This is a genomic window from Amycolatopsis sp. WQ 127309, assembly GCF_023023025.1.
Lineage (GTDB): Bacteria > Actinomycetota > Actinomycetes > Mycobacteriales > Pseudonocardiaceae > Amycolatopsis.
This window is the reverse complement of record NZ_CP095481.1, coordinates 2,336,417-2,355,224: the sequence shown is the minus strand read 5'-3', so window position 1 is coordinate 2,355,224 and position 18,808 is coordinate 2,336,417. Positions and strand designations below refer to the sequence as shown.

Annotated in this window: 21 protein-coding genes; 15 read left to right on the top strand and 6 right to left on the bottom strand. The window is 71.1% G+C overall.

Translation table 11 applies throughout. The features are described 5' to 3' along the window. Positions 1 to 81: 81 nt before the first annotated feature. The 8 genes from MUY22_RS10705 (at position 82) to MUY22_RS10670 (ending at position 6,639) form a co-directional block, all read left to right on the top strand. On the top strand, positions 82 to 462 hold the full coding sequence (locus MUY22_RS10705; RefSeq protein WP_247059243.1) for a hypothetical protein: 381 nt from the start codon (positions 82 to 84) through the stop codon (positions 460 to 462). Positions 463 to 487: 25 nt separating this feature from the next. Next, positions 488 to 1,054 carry a DUF3558 domain-containing protein gene (locus tag MUY22_RS10700; RefSeq protein WP_247063802.1) on the top strand — a complete coding sequence of 189 codons (567 nt, stop codon included), beginning with the start codon at positions 488 to 490 and terminating at the stop codon, positions 1,052 to 1,054. 9 nt (positions 1,055 to 1,063) lie between these two features. Next, the gene (locus MUY22_RS10695) at positions 1,064 to 2,692 is read left to right on the top strand and encodes a hypothetical protein (protein ID WP_247059242.1); all 1,629 of its coding nucleotides are present in this window, start codon (positions 1,064 to 1,066) and stop codon (positions 2,690 to 2,692) included. A gap of 2 nt (positions 2,693 to 2,694) precedes the next feature. Continuing rightward, the gene (locus MUY22_RS10690; protein ID WP_247059241.1) at positions 2,695 to 3,468 is read left to right on the top strand and encodes an ESX secretion-associated protein EspG; all 774 of its coding nucleotides are present in this window, start codon (positions 2,695 to 2,697) and stop codon (positions 3,466 to 3,468) included. A 133-nt stretch (positions 3,469 to 3,601) separates the two neighbouring features. Next, positions 3,602 to 3,913 (top strand): hypothetical protein, encoded by a 312-nt coding sequence (locus MUY22_RS10685; RefSeq protein WP_247059240.1) that lies wholly within the window; start codon positions 3,602 to 3,604, stop codon positions 3,911 to 3,913. A 20-nt stretch (positions 3,914 to 3,933) separates the two neighbouring features. Then, complete coding sequence (locus tag MUY22_RS10680) at positions 3,934 to 5,079, top strand: transglycosylase SLT domain-containing protein (RefSeq protein ID WP_247059239.1); 1,146 nt, start codon at positions 3,934 to 3,936, stop codon at positions 5,077 to 5,079. Positions 5,080 to 5,169: 90 nt separating this feature from the next. Then, positions 5,170 to 6,348 carry a pyridoxal phosphate-dependent aminotransferase gene (locus tag MUY22_RS10675; protein ID WP_247059238.1) on the top strand — a complete coding sequence of 393 codons (1,179 nt, stop codon included), beginning with the start codon at positions 5,170 to 5,172 and terminating at the stop codon, positions 6,346 to 6,348. A 102-nt stretch (positions 6,349 to 6,450) separates the two neighbouring features. Further along, positions 6,451 to 6,639 carry a hypothetical protein gene (locus MUY22_RS10670; RefSeq protein WP_247059237.1) on the top strand — a complete coding sequence of 63 codons (189 nt, stop codon included), beginning with the start codon at positions 6,451 to 6,453 and terminating at the stop codon, positions 6,637 to 6,639. Between the two features lie 28 nt (positions 6,640 to 6,667). Here MUY22_RS10670 and MUY22_RS10665 read toward each other — a convergent pair whose 3' ends face one another. Both MUY22_RS10665 and MUY22_RS10660 read right to left on the bottom strand, forming a co-directional pair. After that, a complete protein-coding gene (locus MUY22_RS10665; RefSeq protein ID WP_247059234.1) occupies positions 6,668 to 7,246 on the bottom strand; it encodes an HAD family phosphatase in 579 nt (192 codons plus the stop codon). Further along, positions 7,243 to 8,262, bottom strand: a complete 1,020-nt coding sequence (locus MUY22_RS10660) for a low specificity L-threonine aldolase (protein WP_247059232.1) — start codon at positions 8,260 to 8,262, stop codon at positions 7,243 to 7,245. The genes MUY22_RS10665 and MUY22_RS10660 overlap by 4 nt, the downstream gene beginning before the upstream one ends. Before the next feature lie 135 nt (positions 8,263 to 8,397). Here MUY22_RS10660 and MUY22_RS10655 point away from each other — a divergent pair, with 135 nt between their 5' ends. From MUY22_RS10655 to MUY22_RS10645, 3 genes are read left to right on the top strand one after another with little or no spacing between them, the layout of a single operon-like run. Further along, a complete protein-coding gene (locus MUY22_RS10655) occupies positions 8,398 to 8,907 on the top strand; it encodes a SigE family RNA polymerase sigma factor (protein ID WP_247059230.1) in 510 nt (169 codons plus the stop codon). Then, positions 8,900 to 9,604 carry a hypothetical protein gene (locus tag MUY22_RS10650; RefSeq protein ID WP_247059229.1) on the top strand — a complete coding sequence of 235 codons (705 nt, stop codon included), beginning with the start codon at positions 8,900 to 8,902 and terminating at the stop codon, positions 9,602 to 9,604. Before MUY22_RS10655 ends, MUY22_RS10650 begins: the two co-directional genes overlap by 8 nt. Positions 9,605 to 9,638: 34 nt before the next feature. Next, positions 9,639 to 10,235, top strand: coding sequence for a TetR/AcrR family transcriptional regulator (locus MUY22_RS10645; RefSeq protein WP_247059228.1), 597 nt, complete (start codon positions 9,639 to 9,641; stop codon positions 10,233 to 10,235). Here MUY22_RS10645 and MUY22_RS10640 read toward each other — a convergent pair. Continuing rightward, entirely contained in the window at positions 10,230 to 10,934 is a 705-nt protein-coding gene (locus MUY22_RS10640; protein ID WP_247059227.1) for a FadR/GntR family transcriptional regulator, read from the bottom strand. The genes MUY22_RS10645 and MUY22_RS10640 overlap by 6 nt on opposite strands. A 164-nt stretch (positions 10,935 to 11,098) precedes the next feature. On the opposite strand from MUY22_RS10640, the gene MUY22_RS10635 reads away from it, so the two are divergent. From MUY22_RS10635 to MUY22_RS10620, 4 genes are read left to right on the top strand one after another with little or no spacing between them, the layout of a single operon-like run. Further along, on the top strand, positions 11,099 to 12,397 hold the full coding sequence (locus MUY22_RS10635) for an ABC transporter substrate-binding protein (protein ID WP_247059226.1): 1,299 nt from the start codon (positions 11,099 to 11,101) through the stop codon (positions 12,395 to 12,397). Between the two features lies 1 nt (position 12,398). Beyond that, positions 12,399 to 13,316, top strand: coding sequence for a carbohydrate ABC transporter permease (locus MUY22_RS10630; RefSeq protein WP_247059225.1), 918 nt, complete (start codon positions 12,399 to 12,401; stop codon positions 13,314 to 13,316). Next, positions 13,313 to 14,134, top strand: a complete 822-nt coding sequence (locus MUY22_RS10625; protein ID WP_247059223.1) for a carbohydrate ABC transporter permease — start codon at positions 13,313 to 13,315, stop codon at positions 14,132 to 14,134. The genes MUY22_RS10630 and MUY22_RS10625 overlap by 4 nt, the downstream gene beginning before the upstream one ends. Continuing rightward, on the top strand, positions 14,131 to 16,161 hold the full coding sequence (locus MUY22_RS10620) for an alpha-galactosidase (protein ID WP_247059222.1): 2,031 nt from the start codon (positions 14,131 to 14,133) through the stop codon (positions 16,159 to 16,161). The genes MUY22_RS10625 and MUY22_RS10620 overlap by 4 nt, the downstream gene beginning before the upstream one ends. Before the next feature lie 48 nt (positions 16,162 to 16,209). Here the strand turns inward: MUY22_RS10620 and MUY22_RS10615 are convergent, their stop codons facing one another. The 3 genes from MUY22_RS10615 to MUY22_RS10605 are packed head-to-tail and all read right to left on the bottom strand — an operon-like array spanning position 16,210 to position 18,726. Beyond that, positions 16,210 to 17,211 carry a beta-propeller fold lactonase family protein gene (locus MUY22_RS10615; RefSeq protein WP_247059221.1) on the bottom strand — a complete coding sequence of 334 codons (1,002 nt, stop codon included), beginning with the start codon at positions 17,209 to 17,211 and terminating at the stop codon, positions 16,210 to 16,212. Then, positions 17,204 to 17,821, bottom strand: coding sequence for a bifunctional 4-hydroxy-2-oxoglutarate aldolase/2-dehydro-3-deoxy-phosphogluconate aldolase (locus tag MUY22_RS10610; RefSeq protein ID WP_247059220.1), 618 nt, complete (start codon positions 17,819 to 17,821; stop codon positions 17,204 to 17,206). The genes MUY22_RS10615 and MUY22_RS10610 overlap by 8 nt, the downstream gene beginning before the upstream one ends. Further along, on the bottom strand, positions 17,818 to 18,726 hold the full coding sequence (locus MUY22_RS10605; protein WP_247059219.1) for a sugar kinase: 909 nt from the start codon (positions 18,724 to 18,726) through the stop codon (positions 17,818 to 17,820). Before MUY22_RS10605 ends, MUY22_RS10610 begins: the two co-directional genes overlap by 4 nt. Positions 18,727 to 18,808 lie beyond the last annotated feature (82 nt).

Genomic DNA, 18,808 nt, shown 5'->3' with positions numbered 1-18,808 from the left:
ATCTCAGGCTCCGGCTACGTCGTGGTTGGTAGCCTCAACGGGAATCGACCGGTCACTGTCGGTATCACGTCAGGGGAGAGCATGTCAGGACCCTCGTACGACCTCAGCACGGCCGTCCCGGTGGCGCCGGCCGCCGCGGACGTCCTGGTCCACCCGGACAAGGTCCTCGACGTCGCCCGGATCGTCGAAGAGCAGGCCAACGCGCTCGAAGACCAGCTGCTCACGCGGCTCGGCGAGCTGCGGATCGACGCGCCGTCCGCCGACGTGATCAGCACCCAGTCGATGGCGGCCTGGAACTCGGTGATCGCCGACGGCGACCGCTCCTACGCGGGCCAGGTCCGCGAGTACGTCGCGGGTCTCAAGCGCCTGGTTTCGCAGCTGCGAGACGCGGCGAAGGATTACCAAGTCAGCGAAGACGAGAAGGCGGCGGTGTTCGGTGACCGCGGCAAGCACGGTGCGTAACCGGACCTTGCGGATCACCGGTGGCGTGCTCGCGACAGCGGCGCTCGCCGGCTGCTCGGCGGGCACCGAAGGCACCCCCTACCCGGTCGAGACGGCCGCGACCGCGGCGTCGCAGAGCGCCAAGGCGGCTCAGCTGCCGCAACGGCCGGCCGAGCTGACGCTGCAGGGTGTCAACCTGTGCGACGTCTTCCCGCAGGTGCAGCTCGACGCGCTGAAGATCACCAGCGTGCCCCGGGAGGCGCCGGAGCAGGACGGCCCGACCTGCGTGTTCGACGCGGACGGCGCCGAGCCGGTGCACTCCTACCACGTGCGGGCGGTGTCGTCCGACCTCGACCAGTGGATCACCGGCGCCCGCAAGAAGAACAGCATGACCACCGAACCGAAGAACATCGGCGGTTATCCGGCGCTGACGAACTACCGCGCGGCCGGCGAACCGGCCGACTGCGAAACGCTCGTCGGCGTGGCGAGGGGCCAGACGCTGGCCGTCCAGACCTTCGCCGTCACCCGCGGCCAGCTCACGCAGCCGCAGCTGTGCGACATGTCGGCGCACGCCGCCGACCTGGCGCTGCAGTCCTTGAAGTCACGCAACTAGGGAGGGCGCGTGGAATTCTCCGAGCTCGCGGCCGGGATCCAGAACCACCGGTTCGACGGCTGGACCAACACCGCGATCGCCGACCAGATCACGCGGATGATCACCGGCGACGGCACCGGCAGCATCGGGACCGCCGTCGACGCGCTGAAGGCCGTCGCGACCGCGCTCGCCCACACCGACCAGACGCTGCGCGCCCAGCTGCTCAAGCTCGGCGTCGAGTGGCAGAGCCAGGCCGGCGGCGCGGCGAGCCAGGTGCTCACCGAGCAGGCCGGGTTCTCCCAGGACGCCACCACGAAGGTCGCGCACGCCGCGGAGATGGTGTTCGAGCAGGGTGAGGCGTTCAACCGCACCAAGTACAAGCTCCCGGACGCCGAGACGGTCCGGAAGGGCGCGGGCGGTTACACCCTCGGCGACGGCCTGCTGCTGAGCCTGATCGGCTTCGAGACCGACCACGCCCGGCAGGTCGAGGCCGCGAACAACGCCAAGGCGCAGGCGACGCAGGCGCTGAACGAGTACGCGCGGGACAGCGGCACCAACCTGCTCTCGACGCAGTCGCTGTCGGACCCGGAGTCGCTGAAGCTGGCTGCTCCCGGCGTCACGCCCGGCGTGCTGGACGTCGCCGGCGCGTCCGTCGCGGTCACCCCGGACGGCAGCGTGCGGCCGGCGTCGGACAAGGTCCGCTCGGTGCACGTCGACCCGCCCGTGGTGCAGCCGGTGTCGCACACGGTCCACGCCGACCCGCCGACCCCGGTCTACGGCACCCCGGCGCAGCAGCAGCCGTCGCGGCCGGTGGCGCAGCCGCCGCGGCACACCGGCGTGACCGTCCCGGCGAGCCAGGGCACGTCGCCCAGCTCCGCGACGGCGCCGTCGGCCGCAAAGCCACCGACGTCACCCGGTCCCGGCTGGGTCAACGCGCCGGGCCGCGGCACGGCCGGCGAGCCCGGCCGGCCCGGCGGGTTCAACCCCGGCCAGCCCGGTGGCGGCGACCCGAACACCTTCGTCCCGCCGGGTGCGCCCGGTTCGTCCGGCGCGCCTGGTGCACCCGGCTCCGGCCAGCTCCCGGGCGGGCCCGCGACCGGCTCGACGCAGACGTCGCCGATCAAGTCGCTCGGCGGTGGCGGCGCTTCCGGCAGTGGCGTGACCGGGCTCGAAGGCTCGGCCGGCGGCGCGAACCGCGGCGCGGACGGCCTGCTGGCGAAGGGCCGCACGGTCGGCGCCGCCCCGCAGGCCCCGATCGCGCCCGGCCAGTTCACGGCCGAACGCGGGTTCGCGGCGAAACCGAGCGCGACCCCGGGCGAGCTGGGCGCGGGTGCGGCGGCGGTCGGCGCGGGCGCGGCCGGTGGCGCGCTCGCCGGCGACAAGGACCGCGAGAAGCGCGGCCAGAACCCGCCGAAGGGCCCGGTGCGGCCGCTGCCGGTCGGCGAGCTGCCCGAGGAGGAGGCCGCCGCGCTGCGGAAGTCGGAGCAGATCGGCGCGAAGCAGAAGGGCGAGGACCCGCGGTTCCTGTCGAAGGCCGCGCCGCAGGAGGAGGACGATGAGCACGTCCGCCGCTTCGGCGTCGACGACAAGGACCTGTTCGCCGACCAGCGCATGGTTTCGCCCGACGTGATCGGTGACCACGGCGGGGACGGGCACTGACCGTGACGCGTGACCACGGCAGCCTCGTGCTGTCCGCGTCCGAGTTCGACGTCCTCTGGGAGTCGCTCGGACTGCCTCGCCGGCACGTCGCGCTGGACGTGCCGAGCGGGGGAACCACCCGCACGGAACGCGCGGAGGTCGTCGAGGCGGCCTGGACGTCGCTGGCCGAGCGGCGCTTGGCCCGCAACCACCGGGTGTCCGGCGACGTGGCCGACATGCTGCACCTGCTGGCCCGCCCGCAGTTCGGCATCGACGTGTGGGTGTGGGCCGAGCGCGAGATCCGCGGCCGCGCGGTCAACGTCCGCAGCCAGGCGGTCCTGGCCGTGGTCGACAACAACGAGGTCTGGCTGATCCCGGCGACGGAGGACGGCCTCCCGGAGGCAGCGGTTTCGGTGGCGGGCGACCTCGGCCCGGGCATCGGCCAGACCGTCAGCATCCCGTACGACACGCTGCGCGCGGCGGACGCGGCGGCGAGCGGTGACCCGAAAGCGCTGGTCACGGCCTTGGAAGACCAGGGCGTCGTGCTGTTCCAGGCCCAAGAGCTGTCCGGCATGCTGCTAGGCCAGGAAGCCCGCGGCCAGTTCGGCGCGGAACGCACCGGCCGCGACGGCGTGGCCCACCGGGCGCCCCGGGTCCTGGCCTTCTTCGACACGGACGCGGGCCGGTACCTGTTCCAGGTGGCCAAGGACCGCGACGGCCGCGAGTGGGCGACCGTGACGCCGGCGGACAACGCCCTGCTCGCGACCCGGATCCGCGAACTGATGGCGGAGGCCTGAGCCCCGCCGGGTGGAAGTTGGCGGAGATCGGTACGCAGTGTGCGCGAGACGTCATAAAGTATGCGGGGAACCGTCCTGGTCGTGCCGACGTCTGATCGGGCGGACACAAGTTTTCCGAAGGGGATGACGAACCGTGCCTGTCTACGACGCCGACTCGATGGCCATCGCGGCCGGCCAGGTGGAGAAGCTGAAGGACGAGTTCGACAAGTCCAAGGACAAGCTCACCGGCATGGACCACGAGAAGGAAAGCCCCTTCGGCGGGATGGACGCCAACGGCGAGGCGCACAGCTCGGTCGGCAAGTTCAAGGACGGCGTGCACAGCCAGTTCGACGCCGCGGGCAAGCACATGGAGGCGCTGGGGTTCGCCATGCGCAAGGCCGCCGGCCTGATCGCCGAAACCGACCAGGTCGGGGCGAGCGACCTCAAGCTGCACGTCGACAAGTGAACTGAGCAGGGGGCACGAGAGTGGCATTGAACGGGGTCGGCGCCGGGACGCCCGACAATTGGGACGCCTTCCTGCAAAAGGTGAACCAGGTCGAAAAGGTCGATCTGCAGAAGATCACCGACGCCGCGACGCAGTTCCGCGACGCCGGAAAGAACGCGGGTGACCACAACGCCTCGCTGAAGACCTCCACGGACTCACTGGACGCGCACGTGTGGGCCGGTCCCGCGGCCGACCAGTTCTTCACCTACGTCCGCCAGGTTCGTGACGCCGGGACGAAGGTCCAGACCCACCTCGAAGACGTCGCCAAGGACCTCGACGACCTGCAGCAGAACCTCGCGCAGATCAAGAAGACCGTCCAGGACAAGCAGCTGGCCGCGGAGAAGGACGTCAACGCCCGCAACACCACGGCCGAGTCGGCGATGAACAAAGCGCTGGCCGACGCCAAGACGGCGGTCGACAACGGCAAGCCGGCCCCGAGCCCCAGCGCGGCCGAGATCCTCGCGACGGCCAAGACCGACATCCACACCATCACCGCGGGCTACGACGGTGACGTGGCGGGCCTGCAGACCCAGGCCGACACCGCGATCAAGGCGTCGCAGACGCTGATGTCCCAGCAGATCGAGGGCGGCTACGACCAGGTGCCGCTGCCGGCCAGCTCGGCCGCGGCCCCCAAGAGCACCGGCGGCATCCACTCCAACGGCGCGTCCCACGGCGGCGGCGGTGGGGGCGGAGGCGGCGGTGGTGGCGGTGGTGGCGGCGGAGGCGGTGGCCTCGGCCCCAGCGGCGGCCCGCCCGCGTCGCCGCCCCCGGGCAACGTCCAGCAGTGGATCCAGGAGGCCATCAAGGCACTCCAGGCCGCCGGCGTCCCCGTGACCGACGCCGACATCCCCAACATCTGGGCGATCATCCAGCACGAGTCCGGCGGGAACCCGAACGCCATCAACAACTGGGATTCCAATGCGGCCGCCGGGCACCCGTCCAAGGGGCTCATGCAGTGCATCGACTCGACGTTCAACGCGCACAAGCTGCCCGGGCACGACAACATCTACAACCCGGTCGACAACATCATCGCCGGCGTGAAGTACTCGGTCGACCGCTACGGCGGCCTCGGGAACGTGCCCGGCATCAAGGCGATGGCCCACGGCGGCGCCTACCAGGGCTACTGAGCCAAAAGCCGTGAAGGCCTCCTTACCGGCGCTAACAGCCGTGAAGGAGGCCTTCACGGCTTTTCGGTGACCGGGAGCTAGCCTGGCGGCATGGTCGACCTCGGAGCCTTCGCCGGGCCCGCGCTGCGGGCCGCGGTGCCGCCCTTCCACGTCATGGACGTCATCTCCGCGGCCGGGGCGCGGCAGCGCAGTCACGGCGATCTCGTGTCGCTCGCCGCCGGGCAGCCGTCCGTGCCCGCGCCGAAACCCGTCCTCGAAGCCGCGGAAAAGGCGCTCCGGAGCAGCCCGCTCGGCTACACCGAGCAGCTCGGCGTCCCGGAGCTGCGGGACGCCGTCGCGGGGCACTACCGGCGGAAGTACGGCCTCGACGTCAGCGCGCAGGACGTCGTCATGACGACCGGGTCGTCCGGCGGGTTCCTGCTGGCCTTCCTCAGCGCGTTCGACCCCGGCGCCCGGGTCGCGATGGCCCGGCCCGGCTACCCGGCCTACCGGAACCTGCTGTCCGTGCTCGGCTGCGAGGTCGTCGAGTTCGCGACGACCGCCGAGACGAACTTCCAGCCCACCGTGGCCCTGCTCGACGAGCTGGGCCCGATCGACGGCCTGATCGTCGCGAGCCCCAGCAACCCGACCGGCACCGTGCTGCCGCCCGGGGAGCTGGCCGCCATCACCGGCTGGTGCGCGTCGCACGGCGTCCAGCTGATCAGCGACGAGATCTACCACGGTGTCTCCTACGGCGCCGAGCTCGACTGCGCGTGGCAGTACGGCCGTGAGCCGATGGTGCTCGGCAGCTTCTCGAAGTACTTCGCGATGACGGGCTGGCGGCTCGGCTGGATGCTCGTGCCGCAGCGCCTGCACCGCGCCGTCGACGTCCTGACCGGCAACTTCACCATCTGCCCGCCCGCGGTCTCGCAGTACGCGGCCATCGCGGCCTTCACACCCGAGGCGTACGCCGAGGCCGACGCGCACGTCGAGCACTACCGCGCCAACCGCGACCGGCTCTTCGCCGGCCTGAAGGGCATCGGCCTCGACAAGCTGGCCCCCGCCGACGGCGCCTTCTACGCCTACGCCGACGTCAGCGCCCACACCGACGACAGCCTCAGCTGGTGCCGGCGGCTGCTGGCCGACACCGGGCTCGCCATCACGCCCGGCGTCGACTTCGACCCGGTCGACGGCGGCAAGTACGTGCGCTTCTCCTTCGCCGGCAGCGCCGACGACATCGACGAGGGCGTCCGCCGCCTGGGGGCCTGGCTGGGCCAGGGGGAACCCTGATTCATCCCTGAACGTTGCTCTTGCGAGGGGAGTTTCCCCGGCCGAGGTGGCACGCTTGAGTCACGAGGCCGGAGGGGCCACGGGAACACATCGGAGGAAGCCATGTTCTGGAAGATCGTCGGCGGCCTGATCGTCGCCTGGGTGGCGTTCATGGTGCTGGGCGCCGTGATCGGCTTCGTGTTCAAGGCCGTCCTGTGGATCGCCATCATCGGCGGCGTGATCTTCCTCGGCACGGCCGCCTACGGCGCCATCAGCGGCAAGAAGGACCCCAAGCGCATCAACCGCTACTGAGCGCGGCGCCGGAGCGGCGCCGGGCGGCTCAGTCGAGCCACGCCCGCGCCGCCTCGGCACCGTTCCACAGCTGGGCCTTGAGCCCGACCGCCCGCGCGCCGTCCACATTGGACTGACGGTCGTCGAAGAACAGGCAGTCGCCCGGCTCGGCCCCGAGCTGCTCCAGCAGCAGCTCGAAGATCTTCGCGTCCGGTTTCACGCACCGGACGTCGCCGGAGAACAGCGTCACCTGGAACAACCGCGCCCAGTCCTGCTCGCGGACCCACTCGCCGAACACCGACGGCGCGTTCGAGAGCAGGGCCAGTGACGCGCCCGCCTCGGCCAGCGCCTCGAGCAGGTCCTTCGACGACGGCTCCAGGTGCGCCCAGCCCTCGACGTCGATCCGGGTCAGCTCGTCCGACAGCGCCTCGTCGACGGGCCGGCCCAGCGCGTCGCCGACCGTCTGCCAGTACTCCAGCGGCGTGCTGCCGGCGTCGTAGGGGATCCGCAGGTCCCAGTAGGCCCGCTCGAACTCGGGCAGCGGCGCGCCCAGCTTGGCGGCCAGCTCCGGGCGGGCCGCGCTCGGCTTGCTGAGCACGTCGCCGTAGTCGAAGACGATCCAGTTCACTGCTTCTCCATCCGGCGCAGGGTTTCGTCGATGTCGGCCGCGCTCAGGTCCCGGTGCGTGACGAACCGGACCTTGCCCGCCATCGGCCCGGTGCGGATGCCCAGCGAGTCGAGCCAGGCCAGTGCCGTCGGCACGTCGGGCACCTCGGCCAGCACGATGTTCGTGTCCGGCGTGTTGGTCGGCCAGCCGTGTTCGTTCAGGCCTTCGGCCAGCCGCCGCGCGTTCTCGTGCGAGGCGGCCAGGTCGGGGACGCGGTCCAGGGCGATCAGGCAGGCCGCGGCCAGGACGCCGCCCTGCCGGACGCCGCCGCCGAGCATCTGCCGCATCCGGCGGGCCCGCTCGACGAAGTCCACGCTGCCCGCGACGACCGAGCCGACCGGCGCGCCGAGGCCCTTGCTGAAGCAGGCCGACACGGTGTCGACGCCGACCGTCAACGCCGCCGGCGGTACCTCCAGCGCGACCGCGGCCTGCCAGAGCCGGGCGCCGTCGAGGTGCACGGTCAGCCCGGCCTCCTTCGCGACGGCCAGCAGCTGGGCGTGCTCGTCGGGCGGGGTCACCGCGCCACCGGCGGAGTTGTGCGTGTTCTCGAGACAGAGGAGAGATGTCCGTAATGTGAAGTATGGCCCGGGTTGTCCGATCGCCGCTTTGAGGGTGCTCGGCGAAGGGCGGCCCGGGCCGCCGTCGTGCTCCAGCGCCTCCGGCATGCCGCCGGCCAGCCACGCGGCCGAGCCCAGCTCGTTGGCGAGCACGTGCGCCCCGCGCGTGGCCAGGAACCGGTCTCCGCGCTGCAGGTGCAGGCTCAGCGCGACGAGGTTGGCCATCGTCCCGCTCGGCACCCACAGGGCGGCCGGCATGCCCAGGACGTGGGCGGCCTTCTCTTCGAGCTCGGCGACGGTCGGGTCGCGTTCGAGGACGTTGTCCCCGACCTCAGCGGAGGCCATCGCCGCCCGCATCGTGTCGTCCGGCCGGGTGACGGTGTCGGAACGGAAGTCCAGCGGAGGCAGCGTGAAGGTCACGGAGTGATCACATCACACCGGCCGGACGGGGATCAATGAGCCCTTGAGTGGTCGAACCCGGGTGGTCCGTGCAACCGTGGACGCCCCTGATTCCGTCCTACCCACCGACGACAACAGAGCGGAGCACGACAGCGCGTGGATCAGCGCGACGAACAGGAGTTCGCGGAGTACTTCGCCGCCCGGCGGGACGCCGTGCGCCGGACCGCGTACATGCTCTGCGGCGACTGGCACCGGGCGGACGACCTCGCGCAGACGGCGTTCGTCGCGCTGCACCGGAGGTGGACGAAGATCAGGGATCGCGCGGCGACCGACGCGTACGTGCGCAAGACGCTCGTGCGGGCGACGATCGACGAATCGCGGCGCCCGTGGCGGCGCGAGTGGCAGACCGAAGTGCTGCCGGAACGCGTCGACGACGGACCCGGGCTCGACGACCTCGTCGCGACCAGGGAAGACCTGCTCGCGGCGTTGGCGGAAGTGCCGCCCAAGCAGCGGGCGGTGCTGGTCATGCGGTTCTTCGAAGGACTGGACGTGACCGGCGCGGCGCAGGCGCTGGGCTGCAGCGAAGGCAACGTGAAGAGCCAGACCGCCCGCGGGCTGGCGAACCTGAAGCAGGTCCTGGAACGGGAGGTGGAGACCAATGGATGAGCAGGAGCTGCGGTCGTTGTTCTCCGCCGCGCCCGGGGACGCGCCGTCGCCCTCGTTCGACCAGAGTGACGTCGTGCGCGAGTCCCGCCGCCAGACCCTGCGGCGCCGGAACCGGATCACCGCCGGCGTGAGCGCCGCGGCCCTGGTGGTCGTCGGCTTCGGGGCTTACGGACTGCTCTCGGGGGGTACTCCCGGGTTGACCTCGGCGAAGGACAACGCCGCCGTGTCGGCGCAGTCGGGGCAACCCGGCCTCGGCCCGGCACGTCCTCAAGTCGGCGGGGAGTCACCGAACTTCTCGTCCACGCCGCCCCAGCAGGGGGGCAGCGGAGACGGGAAGACCGGCCAGCTGGCCGAAGGCGCCTCCGGGTGCGAAGAGGTGGACGGGGAGCTCGCCATCGCCCTCGCTGGCGAGCTTCCCGGCCACGTCGCCGCCGCCCAGGCGTCCCCGGGCAGCGCCTGTACGACGGCGTCGCGGTCCGCGGGGTTCCCGGTTCCGGGCGGCGAGGTCGCCGCGGCGGTGTACCCGAAGGGCATTTCGGTGGCCTTCAAGTCCCAGCCGGCGGGCACCGTGACGGCCCGGGTGGCGACGGCGTCCGGCGGTACGTTGGTGCTGGTCAGCGTGCCGGACGCGGCGAACGCGGCCCCGTACGCGGGTGACGTGGACCGGTTGGCGAGCGAACTCGCGCCCCGCTTCTGAGACGCCGCCGGACCGCTTGGCAGAATGAACGGCCATGACCGCTGCGGCAACTCCCAAGGGGGAACGACGGCGTGCCGCGCTCGTCGAGGCCGCCGCGAAGCTGCTCGTCGAGGGCGGGTTCGACGCCGTGCGGCACCGTGCGGTGGCCGAGCGGGCCGGGCTGCCACTCGCGTCCACGACGTACTACTTCGACTCGCTGGAAGACCTGGTCGCCGCGGCCGTCGAGCACCACGGCAACGCCGAGCTCGAGACCGGCCGCCGCCGGCTGGAGGAGCTCGCGACGCGCAACCGCGGCGTCCAGGCGATGGTCGAGCTGGTGCTCGACATGCTGCTGGGCCCGGAGAGCGGCGACGAGGAAGCGGACGCCGAAGCCGTGCTCCTGCGCTACGAGCGCCTCGTCGCCACCGGCCGCCGGCCGTACCTGCGGCCGTTGATGCGGACGCTGTCGGCCCAGCTCAACGAGCTGCTGACGGAGATCTTCGCCCGCTCGGGCACGCCGGTGCGCGAGGCCGAGCTGGAGAAGCTCGTGGCGCTGGTCGACGGCGCGGTCGTCAACGCGCTGATCGCCGTCGACCCGGCGCCCCGCGCCGCCGCGGCCCGCATGCTCCAGGCCGCCCTGGACGGTTCATGACCGCGTAGTGCGCTGAGCCTTCGCCAGGTCGTCGCGGGACTTGGTGACCAGCGCCAGCATCGCCTGCTCGGCCGCGGCCGGGTCCTGGGCGATGATCGCGTCCAGCACCTTGCGGTGCGACGGCACCGGGTCCTCCGCCGCCGAAGCGCCGTGCACCACCTTGTCGCGCTCGGCCAGGCCGATCGCGATGATCCGCTCCATCCGCATCAGGAAGTTGTTGTGGGTGGCCGTCATCAGCCGCCGGTGGAACGCCAGGTCGGCCTGGACGCTGGCTTCCGGGCCCTCCGCCGCGGCCATGTCCGACAGCGCCTCCCGCAGCGACTCGATGTCCTCGTCGGACGCGCGTTCCGCCGCGATCCGGGCGGCGGCCGGTTCGACGACCGCGCGGACCTCGGTCAGCTCGTCGAGCAGGCCCGGGTCGTCGGCGGCCGCGGTCTGCCAGCGCATGACGTCGGCGTCGAGCATGTTCCACTTTTCGCGCGGCTGGACGAACGTGCCGCGCTTCTGGCGCGCGTCGATCATGCCCTTCGCGGCCAGCACCTTCAGGGCCTCACGCAGTGCCGTGAGGCTGATGTCGAGCTCTTCGCGCAGCGCCGGCAGGTCGAGGACGGTGCCCTCGCCCCACTCGTTGGAGAGGATCCGGCTGGCCAGCGCCTCCACGGTCTGGCCGTGCAGCCCGCGTGGCCGGTGTTCGGTCAATGGAGGGCCCTCTCAGCTGGCGGCGGTCTAGCTGAGCGCATCCTACGCTGACGGCGAAGTCGTCATAAATTATGAATACATCTTGACAGCGACAGCGCCCGGTTGCACTCTTTGGCAGCAAGTCACGCCCGAGCGGGCGCCCACCATGACAAAGGGGTCACGACATGACGAGTGCCGGCCTGTCCCGCCGTCGTTTCCTGCGCAACGCGAGCCTGGCCGGGCTGGGCGCGATCGGCTCGAGCAGTTTCCTCGCCGCCTGCGCCACTTCCGCGTCCAGCGGCCCGGTCAAGCAGGCGGCCGGCGCGGTCACCGTCCAGTCGAACCTGTCCTCGCCCGAGGCGAAGAAGGCCATCGAGGCCCTCGCGCAGGCGTTCGGCGCGAAGGGCGGCGCGACGGCGACGGTCAACACCGTCGCGTCGGAGACCTTCCGCACCCAGCTGCCCAGCTACCTCACCGCGGCCAACCCGCCGGACACCTTCACGTGGTACCCGGGTTCGCTGCTGTCGGGCTACGCGCGCAAGGGCCTGCTGCTCGACGTCGGCGACGTCTGGCAGACCATGGGCAACTACAGCGCGGCCTTCCGCAACCTCTCCGGCGACGGCGCCGGGCACCAGGTCTTCGTCCCGACGTCGTACTACTGGTGGGGTTTCTTCTACCGCAAGTCGAACTTCGCGAAGTGGGGCGTGCAGCCGCCGACCACCTGGAGCGAGTTCCTCGCGCTGTGCGAAACGTTGAAGGACAAGGGCATCGCGCCGATCGGCATGGGCGCCGGCGGCACCACGCCGTGGACCGCGTCGGCCTGGTTCGACTACCTCAACATCCGGATCAACGGCGCGCCGTTCCACCGCGAGCTGCTCGCCGGCAAGCAGCGCTTCGACGACCCGCGCGTCAAGAAGATCTTCGACCCCTGGCGCCAGGCACTCCCCTACACCGACCCGAACGGCACCGCGATCGCGTTCCAGGACGCCACGACCGTGCTGCTCCAGGGCCGCACCGGGATGATCCTGACCGGCACGTTCTTCGCCGACGCCGCCCCGAAGGACGCCCTGGACGACCTCGACTTCTTCCAGTTCCCGATCCTCGACCCGGCCGTCCCGGTCGCCGAGGAGGGCCCGACCGACGGCTTCTTCGCCAGCGCGCGCACCCCGCACGTCGCCGAGGTGAAGGAGTGGTTCAAGTACGCGGCTACGGCAGAAGCGCAGGAGCTGTACATCAAGAACTCCTCCGGCACGGTCCTGCCGACCAACCCCGACGCCAAGGACAACGGCACGCCGTTGGTCCGAAAAGGACGGAAGCTGCTCACCGACGCCAAGGAGATCACGCAGTTCTTCAACCGCGACTCCTCCGACGCGCTGCAGCCGACCGCCGACGCGGCGTTGATCCGGTTCATCCAGAAGCCGAACGAGCTCGACTCGATCCTGGCCGACTGGCAGACCGCCGCGCAGAAGGTCTGGCAGTCCTGAGATGGCGGTGCTGACCGCGGAACGGCCCAAGACGGCCGCGCGGGCGCCGAAACGTCGTCGCCGGGTCTCGCCCGTGCTGCTGGCGTTCGTCCTGGTGCCCCTCGTCGTCGAAGGGTTCTGGGTGTTCTGGCCCGCGCTGCAGGGGTTCTACCTGGCGCTGACGAACTGGGACGGCGTCTCGGCGCCGCAGTTCGTCGGCCTGGGGAACTTCGCCGAGATGTTCTCCGACGACATCTTCGGCACGGCCGCGCTCGACACGGTGATCTGGCTCGTGCTCTTCGGCGGCCTCTCGGCCGTCGGCGGGCTCGCGCTCGCCACGCTGCTGCAGAAGGAACGCAAGGGCGTCGGGTTCTACCGGGCCGCGCTGTTCACGCCGGTGGTGTTCTCGCTGGTCGCGACGTCGCTGATCTGGCAGGTGATCTACCAGCCGGACGGCGTGATCAACCGGCTGCTCGCCGCGATCGGGCTCGGCAGCTGGCAGCACGCCTGGCTCGCCGACCCGAAGACCGCGTTGTACGCGGTGCTCGTGCCGGCGCTGTGGCGGCAGCTCGGGTACGTGATGGTGCTGTACCTGGCCGGCCTCAAGGGCATCGACCCGGTGCTCTACGAAGCGGCCAAGCTGGACGGGGCCACGGCGTGGCAGCAGTTCCGCAACGTCACCTGGCCGCAGCTGCGCAGCGTCAACTCCGTGGTCCTGTCGGTGATCATCATCGACTCGCTGCGGTCGTTCGACGTCATCTGGTCGATGACGAAGGGCGGGCCGTACCACTCGTCCGAGGTGCTCAGCACGTACATGTACGCGACGGCGTTCCAGTCGCTGCGGCTCGGTTACGCGTCCGCGCTGGCCGTCGTGATCTTCGTGCTGGCGTTCGGCGTGATCGTCACCTACCTCGTGCGCGCATTCCGGGAGGACTCGTGAGGCGGACGCGGACCGCGGGGTTCCACCTGCTCGCGGGCGGGCTTTCGGTGCTCTGGCTGCTGCCGATCGTGCTGGTGCTGACGACGAGCGTCCGAAAGTTCTCCGACATCGCGTCGAACGGCCTCGGCGCGCTGCCGGCGTCGTTCTCGCTCGACGGCTTCGGGCAGGCGTGGGGCGAGGGCGGCGGCGGGCACGCGATGCTCAACAGCCTGATCGTCACGATCCCGACGGTGGTGCTGTCGTTGCTGCTCAGCGCGGCGGCGGCGTTCGCGCTGAGCCGCTACCGGATTCCGTTGCGGCGCACGATCATCCTGGTGATGCTGTCGGGCAACCTGCTGCCACCGCAGATCCTGCTGGTGCCGGTCGCGAAGCTGTCGGAGCTGCTGGGGATCTACGACACGCTGACGGCGTTGATCGTCGTGCAGGTCGGCTTCGGGCTCGGCTTCTACACGTTCGTGCTGCAGGGGTTCATGCGGTCGATCCCGGACGAGATCCAGCAGGCGGCGCTGATCGACGGCGCCGGCGTGGTGCAGATCTTCGGCCGGATCATCCTGCCGATGACCCGCCCGGCGCTGGCCGCGCTCGGCGCGCTGGCGTTCACCTGGACGTTCAACGACCTGCTGTGGTCGATCACCGTGCTGCGCACCGGCACGGTGATGCCGGTGACGCCGGCGCTGCTCGGCCTGCAGGGGCAGTACGTGTCCAACTGGAACGTGATCGCGGCGGGCTCGGTCATCGCGGCCGTCCCGACGGTCGCCGTCTTCCTGCGGTTCCAGAAGCACTTCATCTCGGGCCTGGCGATCGGGGCGATCAAGTGACGTGGACCGTGCCGCTCGCGACCACGTCGTACACCGTGGCGCTGGACCCCTCTTCCCGATGGGCCGAACTGGTCGCCTGGGGGCCGTCCGGGATCGAGGACGGCCCGTCGGTGTTCACGAACGCGGGCTCGGTGCACTTCATAACCGAGGCTGACGCGGCCCCGGTCGAGTACGCACCGCTGGGCCTGCGCCCGTTCTCCGGCGCGGACGTCGCCGTGCGCGGCGGTTCGTGGTGGCGGTTCGACGGTGCCGCGTCGGATGCGGATCTGCGTCTGGCCTTTGTGGACGAAGTGACCGGGTTGCGCGCGGTGCTGTGCTACCGGCCGGTGCCCGACACGGACGCCCTCACGCGGTGGGTCGAGTTCACCAACACCGGAACATCGACGCTGGAGTTCGACCGGCTGGGCTCGGCGGGGGTGTGCGTCCCGACGGTCGGCGGCGCCCAGCTGACGTACCTGACCGGTCAGTGGTCACAGGAGTTCACGCGGCAGTCGGTGTCGCTGCCCGCCGGCGGGTTCCGGATGGAGAGCCGGTTCGGCGTGCCGGGCCACGCGCACGTCCCGTGGCTGGCGGTGCAGGACGTTTCCGGCGGCCCTGCTTACGGCGTCTCGCTGGCCTGGCCGGGTTCGTGGTCCATCGAGGCGGACGTCGAGCCGTCCGGCTTGACGCGCATCCGAGCCGGACGGCTGCCGTCCCCGGGCCCGGTGCTCTTAGAGCCCGGCGCCTCTCTGTCAACACCGCCGGTCGCTCTGGCGTCCAGTGTGGACGGACTGCCGGGACTGGCGTCGGTCTGGCACGACTACGACCGGGTGCTGGCCGGTTCCCGGTGGCAGCGCTCGCGTCCGGTGCTCTACAACTCTTGGGAAGCAACGGGTTTCGACGTCCGGAGCGAGCACCAGCTGGAGCTGGCGAAGCACGCGGCCGACATCGGCGTCGAGCTGTTCGTGGTGGACGACGGCTGGTTCACCGGCCGCGACGACGACACCGGCGGCCTGGGTGACTGGACCCCGGCGGACGAGTCGTTCGGCACGTTCGTCGACTCGGTGCGGAACCTGGGGCTGGAGTTCGGCCTGTGGGTGGAGCCGGAGGCGGTGAGCCCGAAGTCGCAGCTCTACGCCGCGCATCCGGACTGGGTGTACCGCATCGACGGGCGTCCCTTGACGCTGATCCGCAACCAGCTGCTGCTGGACCTGGGCCAACCCGCTGTGGTCTCCTTCATCAAGTCCACTCTGGACTCGCTACTGTTGACGTACCCGATCTCGTACCTGAAGTGGGACATGAACCGCCCGCCGACGGAACGCGGCCGCCCTGGTTCCCCCTTCGCCGACTTGGACGCCGAGCACGTCGAGGGCTACCTCTCGGTTCTGGACCACCTGCGCGCTCGGCATCCACACGTAACGATCGAGGCCTGCGCAGGCGGCGGCGGCCGCACGGACCTGGCAACGGTCGCGCGCACGGACGTCGTCTGGCCGAGCGACAACACGGGCCCGCTGGACCGCCTGACCATCCAGGACGGCTTCCTGCTGATGCACGCCCCGCACCTGATGAGTTCCTGGGTGACGGACGCGCCGGGCGTCTTCGACCCGCGCCCACGTTCGTTGCGTTTCCGCTTCGTCACGGCGATGGCCGGAGTGCTGGGAATCGGCGCGGACCTGTCACGCTGGACCCCTGCTCAACACGCAGAAGCGGCTTCGCTGGTTTCTCTCTACAAGCAGATCCGCCCAGTGATCCACCACGGCACGGCCCAGGTAATCCACGGCCCAACCGCCCCCACAGCGGCCACCCAGTACACCTCGGAAGACGGCGACACGATCGTGGTCCTGGCGTGGAACACGGGCACCCTGACCGGAGCACCACTGGTCCCGGGCCGCTCGTCGCGAGTACGCCTCTCGGTGCGTCCAGAATCGTCCTATGTGGACACTTCCGGCGCGCACTACTCGGGCACGCACCTCAGGTACGCGGGCCTCCCGTTCGACTGGACCGCAGACCACGACGCCGACGTGGTCATCCTCCGCCGAAAGCCGTGAAGGCCTCCTTACCGGCCATAAGAGCCGGGAAGGAGGCCTTCACGGCTTTCAGGGCAGCGAGACCGGCAGCACGAACGTCGGCGACCCCGTCGGGTAGCGGCGCAGCTCCGCGTCGCCCGACGCGGTCAGCGTGAACGCCGTGATCGCGTCGTCGCTCTGGGCCGCGACGTAACACGTGCCGTCCACCAGGGCGAAGTGTCGCGGGTTCGCGCCGGACGGCTGGTCCGACACCGCGGCCGCGTCGTCGAGGGCGAACTCCGTGACGCAGTCCGGGCCGCGGTTCGAGACGTACATTCGCGAGCCCGCCAGCTCCAGGTGGGCCACCAGGTTCGGCGTCACCGATGACAGCGTCGACGGCGTCACAGCCACGACGTCGAACGCGCCCGGTGACGTCTCGCGGACCGTCACCAGCGTTCCGGCCAGCTCGCCGACCACGTACGCCAGGTCCGTGCCCGGCCGCCGCACCAGCTGACGTGGGCCCGTGCCCGGCGGCAGGGACGAGACGGCGAGTGGCGACAGGGAACCGTCAGAAGACAGCGTGTAGCTGCGGATCTCGTCCGTGCCCAGGTCGACCGCGCTCACCACCGTCGAATCCGCCGACGGGACGGCCATGTGGACGTGTGCCGCCTCCTGGCGGTCGGCGGCGGGGCCGCTTCCGGTGTGCTGGACCAAGGCCGTCCGGGAGACCAAGGCGCCCGATGCGGACAGCGAGAACACCGCCAGGCTGCCGCCGGTGTAGTTGGCGCACAACAGGAACCGGCCGTCCGGGGTCACCGCCAGGTGGCACGGGTGGGCTCCGCCCGTCTCGATAGCGCCCAAAACCGAGAGCGACCCGGAAGGAGAGATGGACAGTGCCGTCACGGCACCCAAAGCCGTCTCGTTCGCCGCGTACAGCACCGGGAGCGACGGGTGCCGGACCAGCCACGACGGCGACTCCAGTGGCAGCGAGGCGACTTCGGTCAAGCCGGACGACGACCGCGAGAACGTCGTGATCCCGGTGCCGTTTCCCGCCTCGCCGGTGTAGCAGCCGACGAAGACCAGCTCAGCCATGCGTGCTCCTCAACAACGTCTCGACCCGGACGGCGATCGCCTCGGTGGTCCCGCGGGTCAGCGCCGAGCCGACCCCGCAGGCCACCGCGCCCGCCGCCAGCCAGCGTGGCACGTCGTCCGGGCCGATGCCGCCGGTGGGTACCAGCGGCGCCTGCGGCAGCGCCGCCCGGACGTCCGAGATCCACGACGGCGCCAGCGCGGACGCCGGGAACACCTTCACCGCGTCGGCGCCTTCCTCCAGCGCCCGCACGATCTCCGTCACCGAGCCCGCGCCGGGGAACGCCGCGACGCCGTACCGGTGCGCGGTCCGGATCACCGCGGCGTCCACCGACGGCGACACCAGGAACCGCGCGCCGGCGCGGATGGCCAGGACCGCCGACGCCTCGTCGAGCACCGTGCCGGCGCCGATCGTCGCGTCCGGGTAGGCCGCGGAGAGCCCCGAGATCGCGTCCAGCGCGCCCGGGTTGGTCAGCGGCAGCTCCACCGAGCGCAGCCCGGCTTCGATGACCGCGCGCGCCGCCTCCACCGCGGACTCCGCGTCGTGCGTCCGTACGATCCCGACGACGCCCTGGCGCAGCGCATGCGCTGTGATCTCCCAGCGGTAGGTCATCGGTCCACCTCCGTGCTGATCAGTGCCAGTTCTTTCCGGTCCGGCAGGCCTTCGAGGTCGGTCCGCGTGCCGACGACCCGGGCCGCGCAGGCCGCGCCCGCGCGCAACGCCTCCGCCGGCGCCGCGCCGCGTAGCCACGCCGACAGGTACCCCGACGTCAGCGCGTCCCCCGCGCCGACCGGGTCGACAACCCGAGTGACCAGGCTTTCCTGCTTCCACGAGCCCTCCGCCGTGACGGCTCGCGCGATCTTGTCCCGCTGCTTGACGACCACCGTCCGCGCCCGGCCGGCGAGCAGCGCGTCCGGCGACTGCCCGAGCAGCTCGAGTTCGTCCTCACCGGCGAAGACCAGATCCGCCCTGGTCAGCAGCGGTCCGACGGTCTCGCGCCAGCGCTCCGGGCGGCCGAGCTTCAGCCGGACGTTCGGGTCGAAGGACACCCAGGCGCCCGAAGCGCGTGCGAGCGCGAAGAGCGCTTCGACGGCTTCACTCGCTCCGGGTGACAGCATCGCCGTGATCCCGGAGACGTGTACGAGCCGAGCGCCATCGAGGCCCGCTTCGCGCACGTACGCAGCTGACAGGCGCGAAGCAGCGGAGCCGCTTCGGTGGTACTCGACGGTCTCCGTATCCCGGAGCAAGAAGCCCGTGAAGCGCTCGGGATCAACCTCGACGCGCGAGACGTCGACGCCGTCCGCGCGCAGCGTCGCGAGCACGTGCGCGCCGGACGGGTCGTCGCCGACGCGGCTCAGCCAGCGGACGCCGTGGCCGAGCCGGGCCAGGCCGACCGCGACGTTCGTCTCGGCGCCGGCGACCGACGAGGTGAAGGTGTGCGCGCGCCGCAGCGCGACGCCGGGCTCGGCGAGCAGCAGCCGCATCGCCTCGCCGAGAGTGACGACTTCGGTGTTCATCGACGAGAGCATAGCGCGTGAAATCTTAATTTAGGATTTATTCTTGACGGAGGATGAGACGCCCCGGCATGCTGCTCCCCGG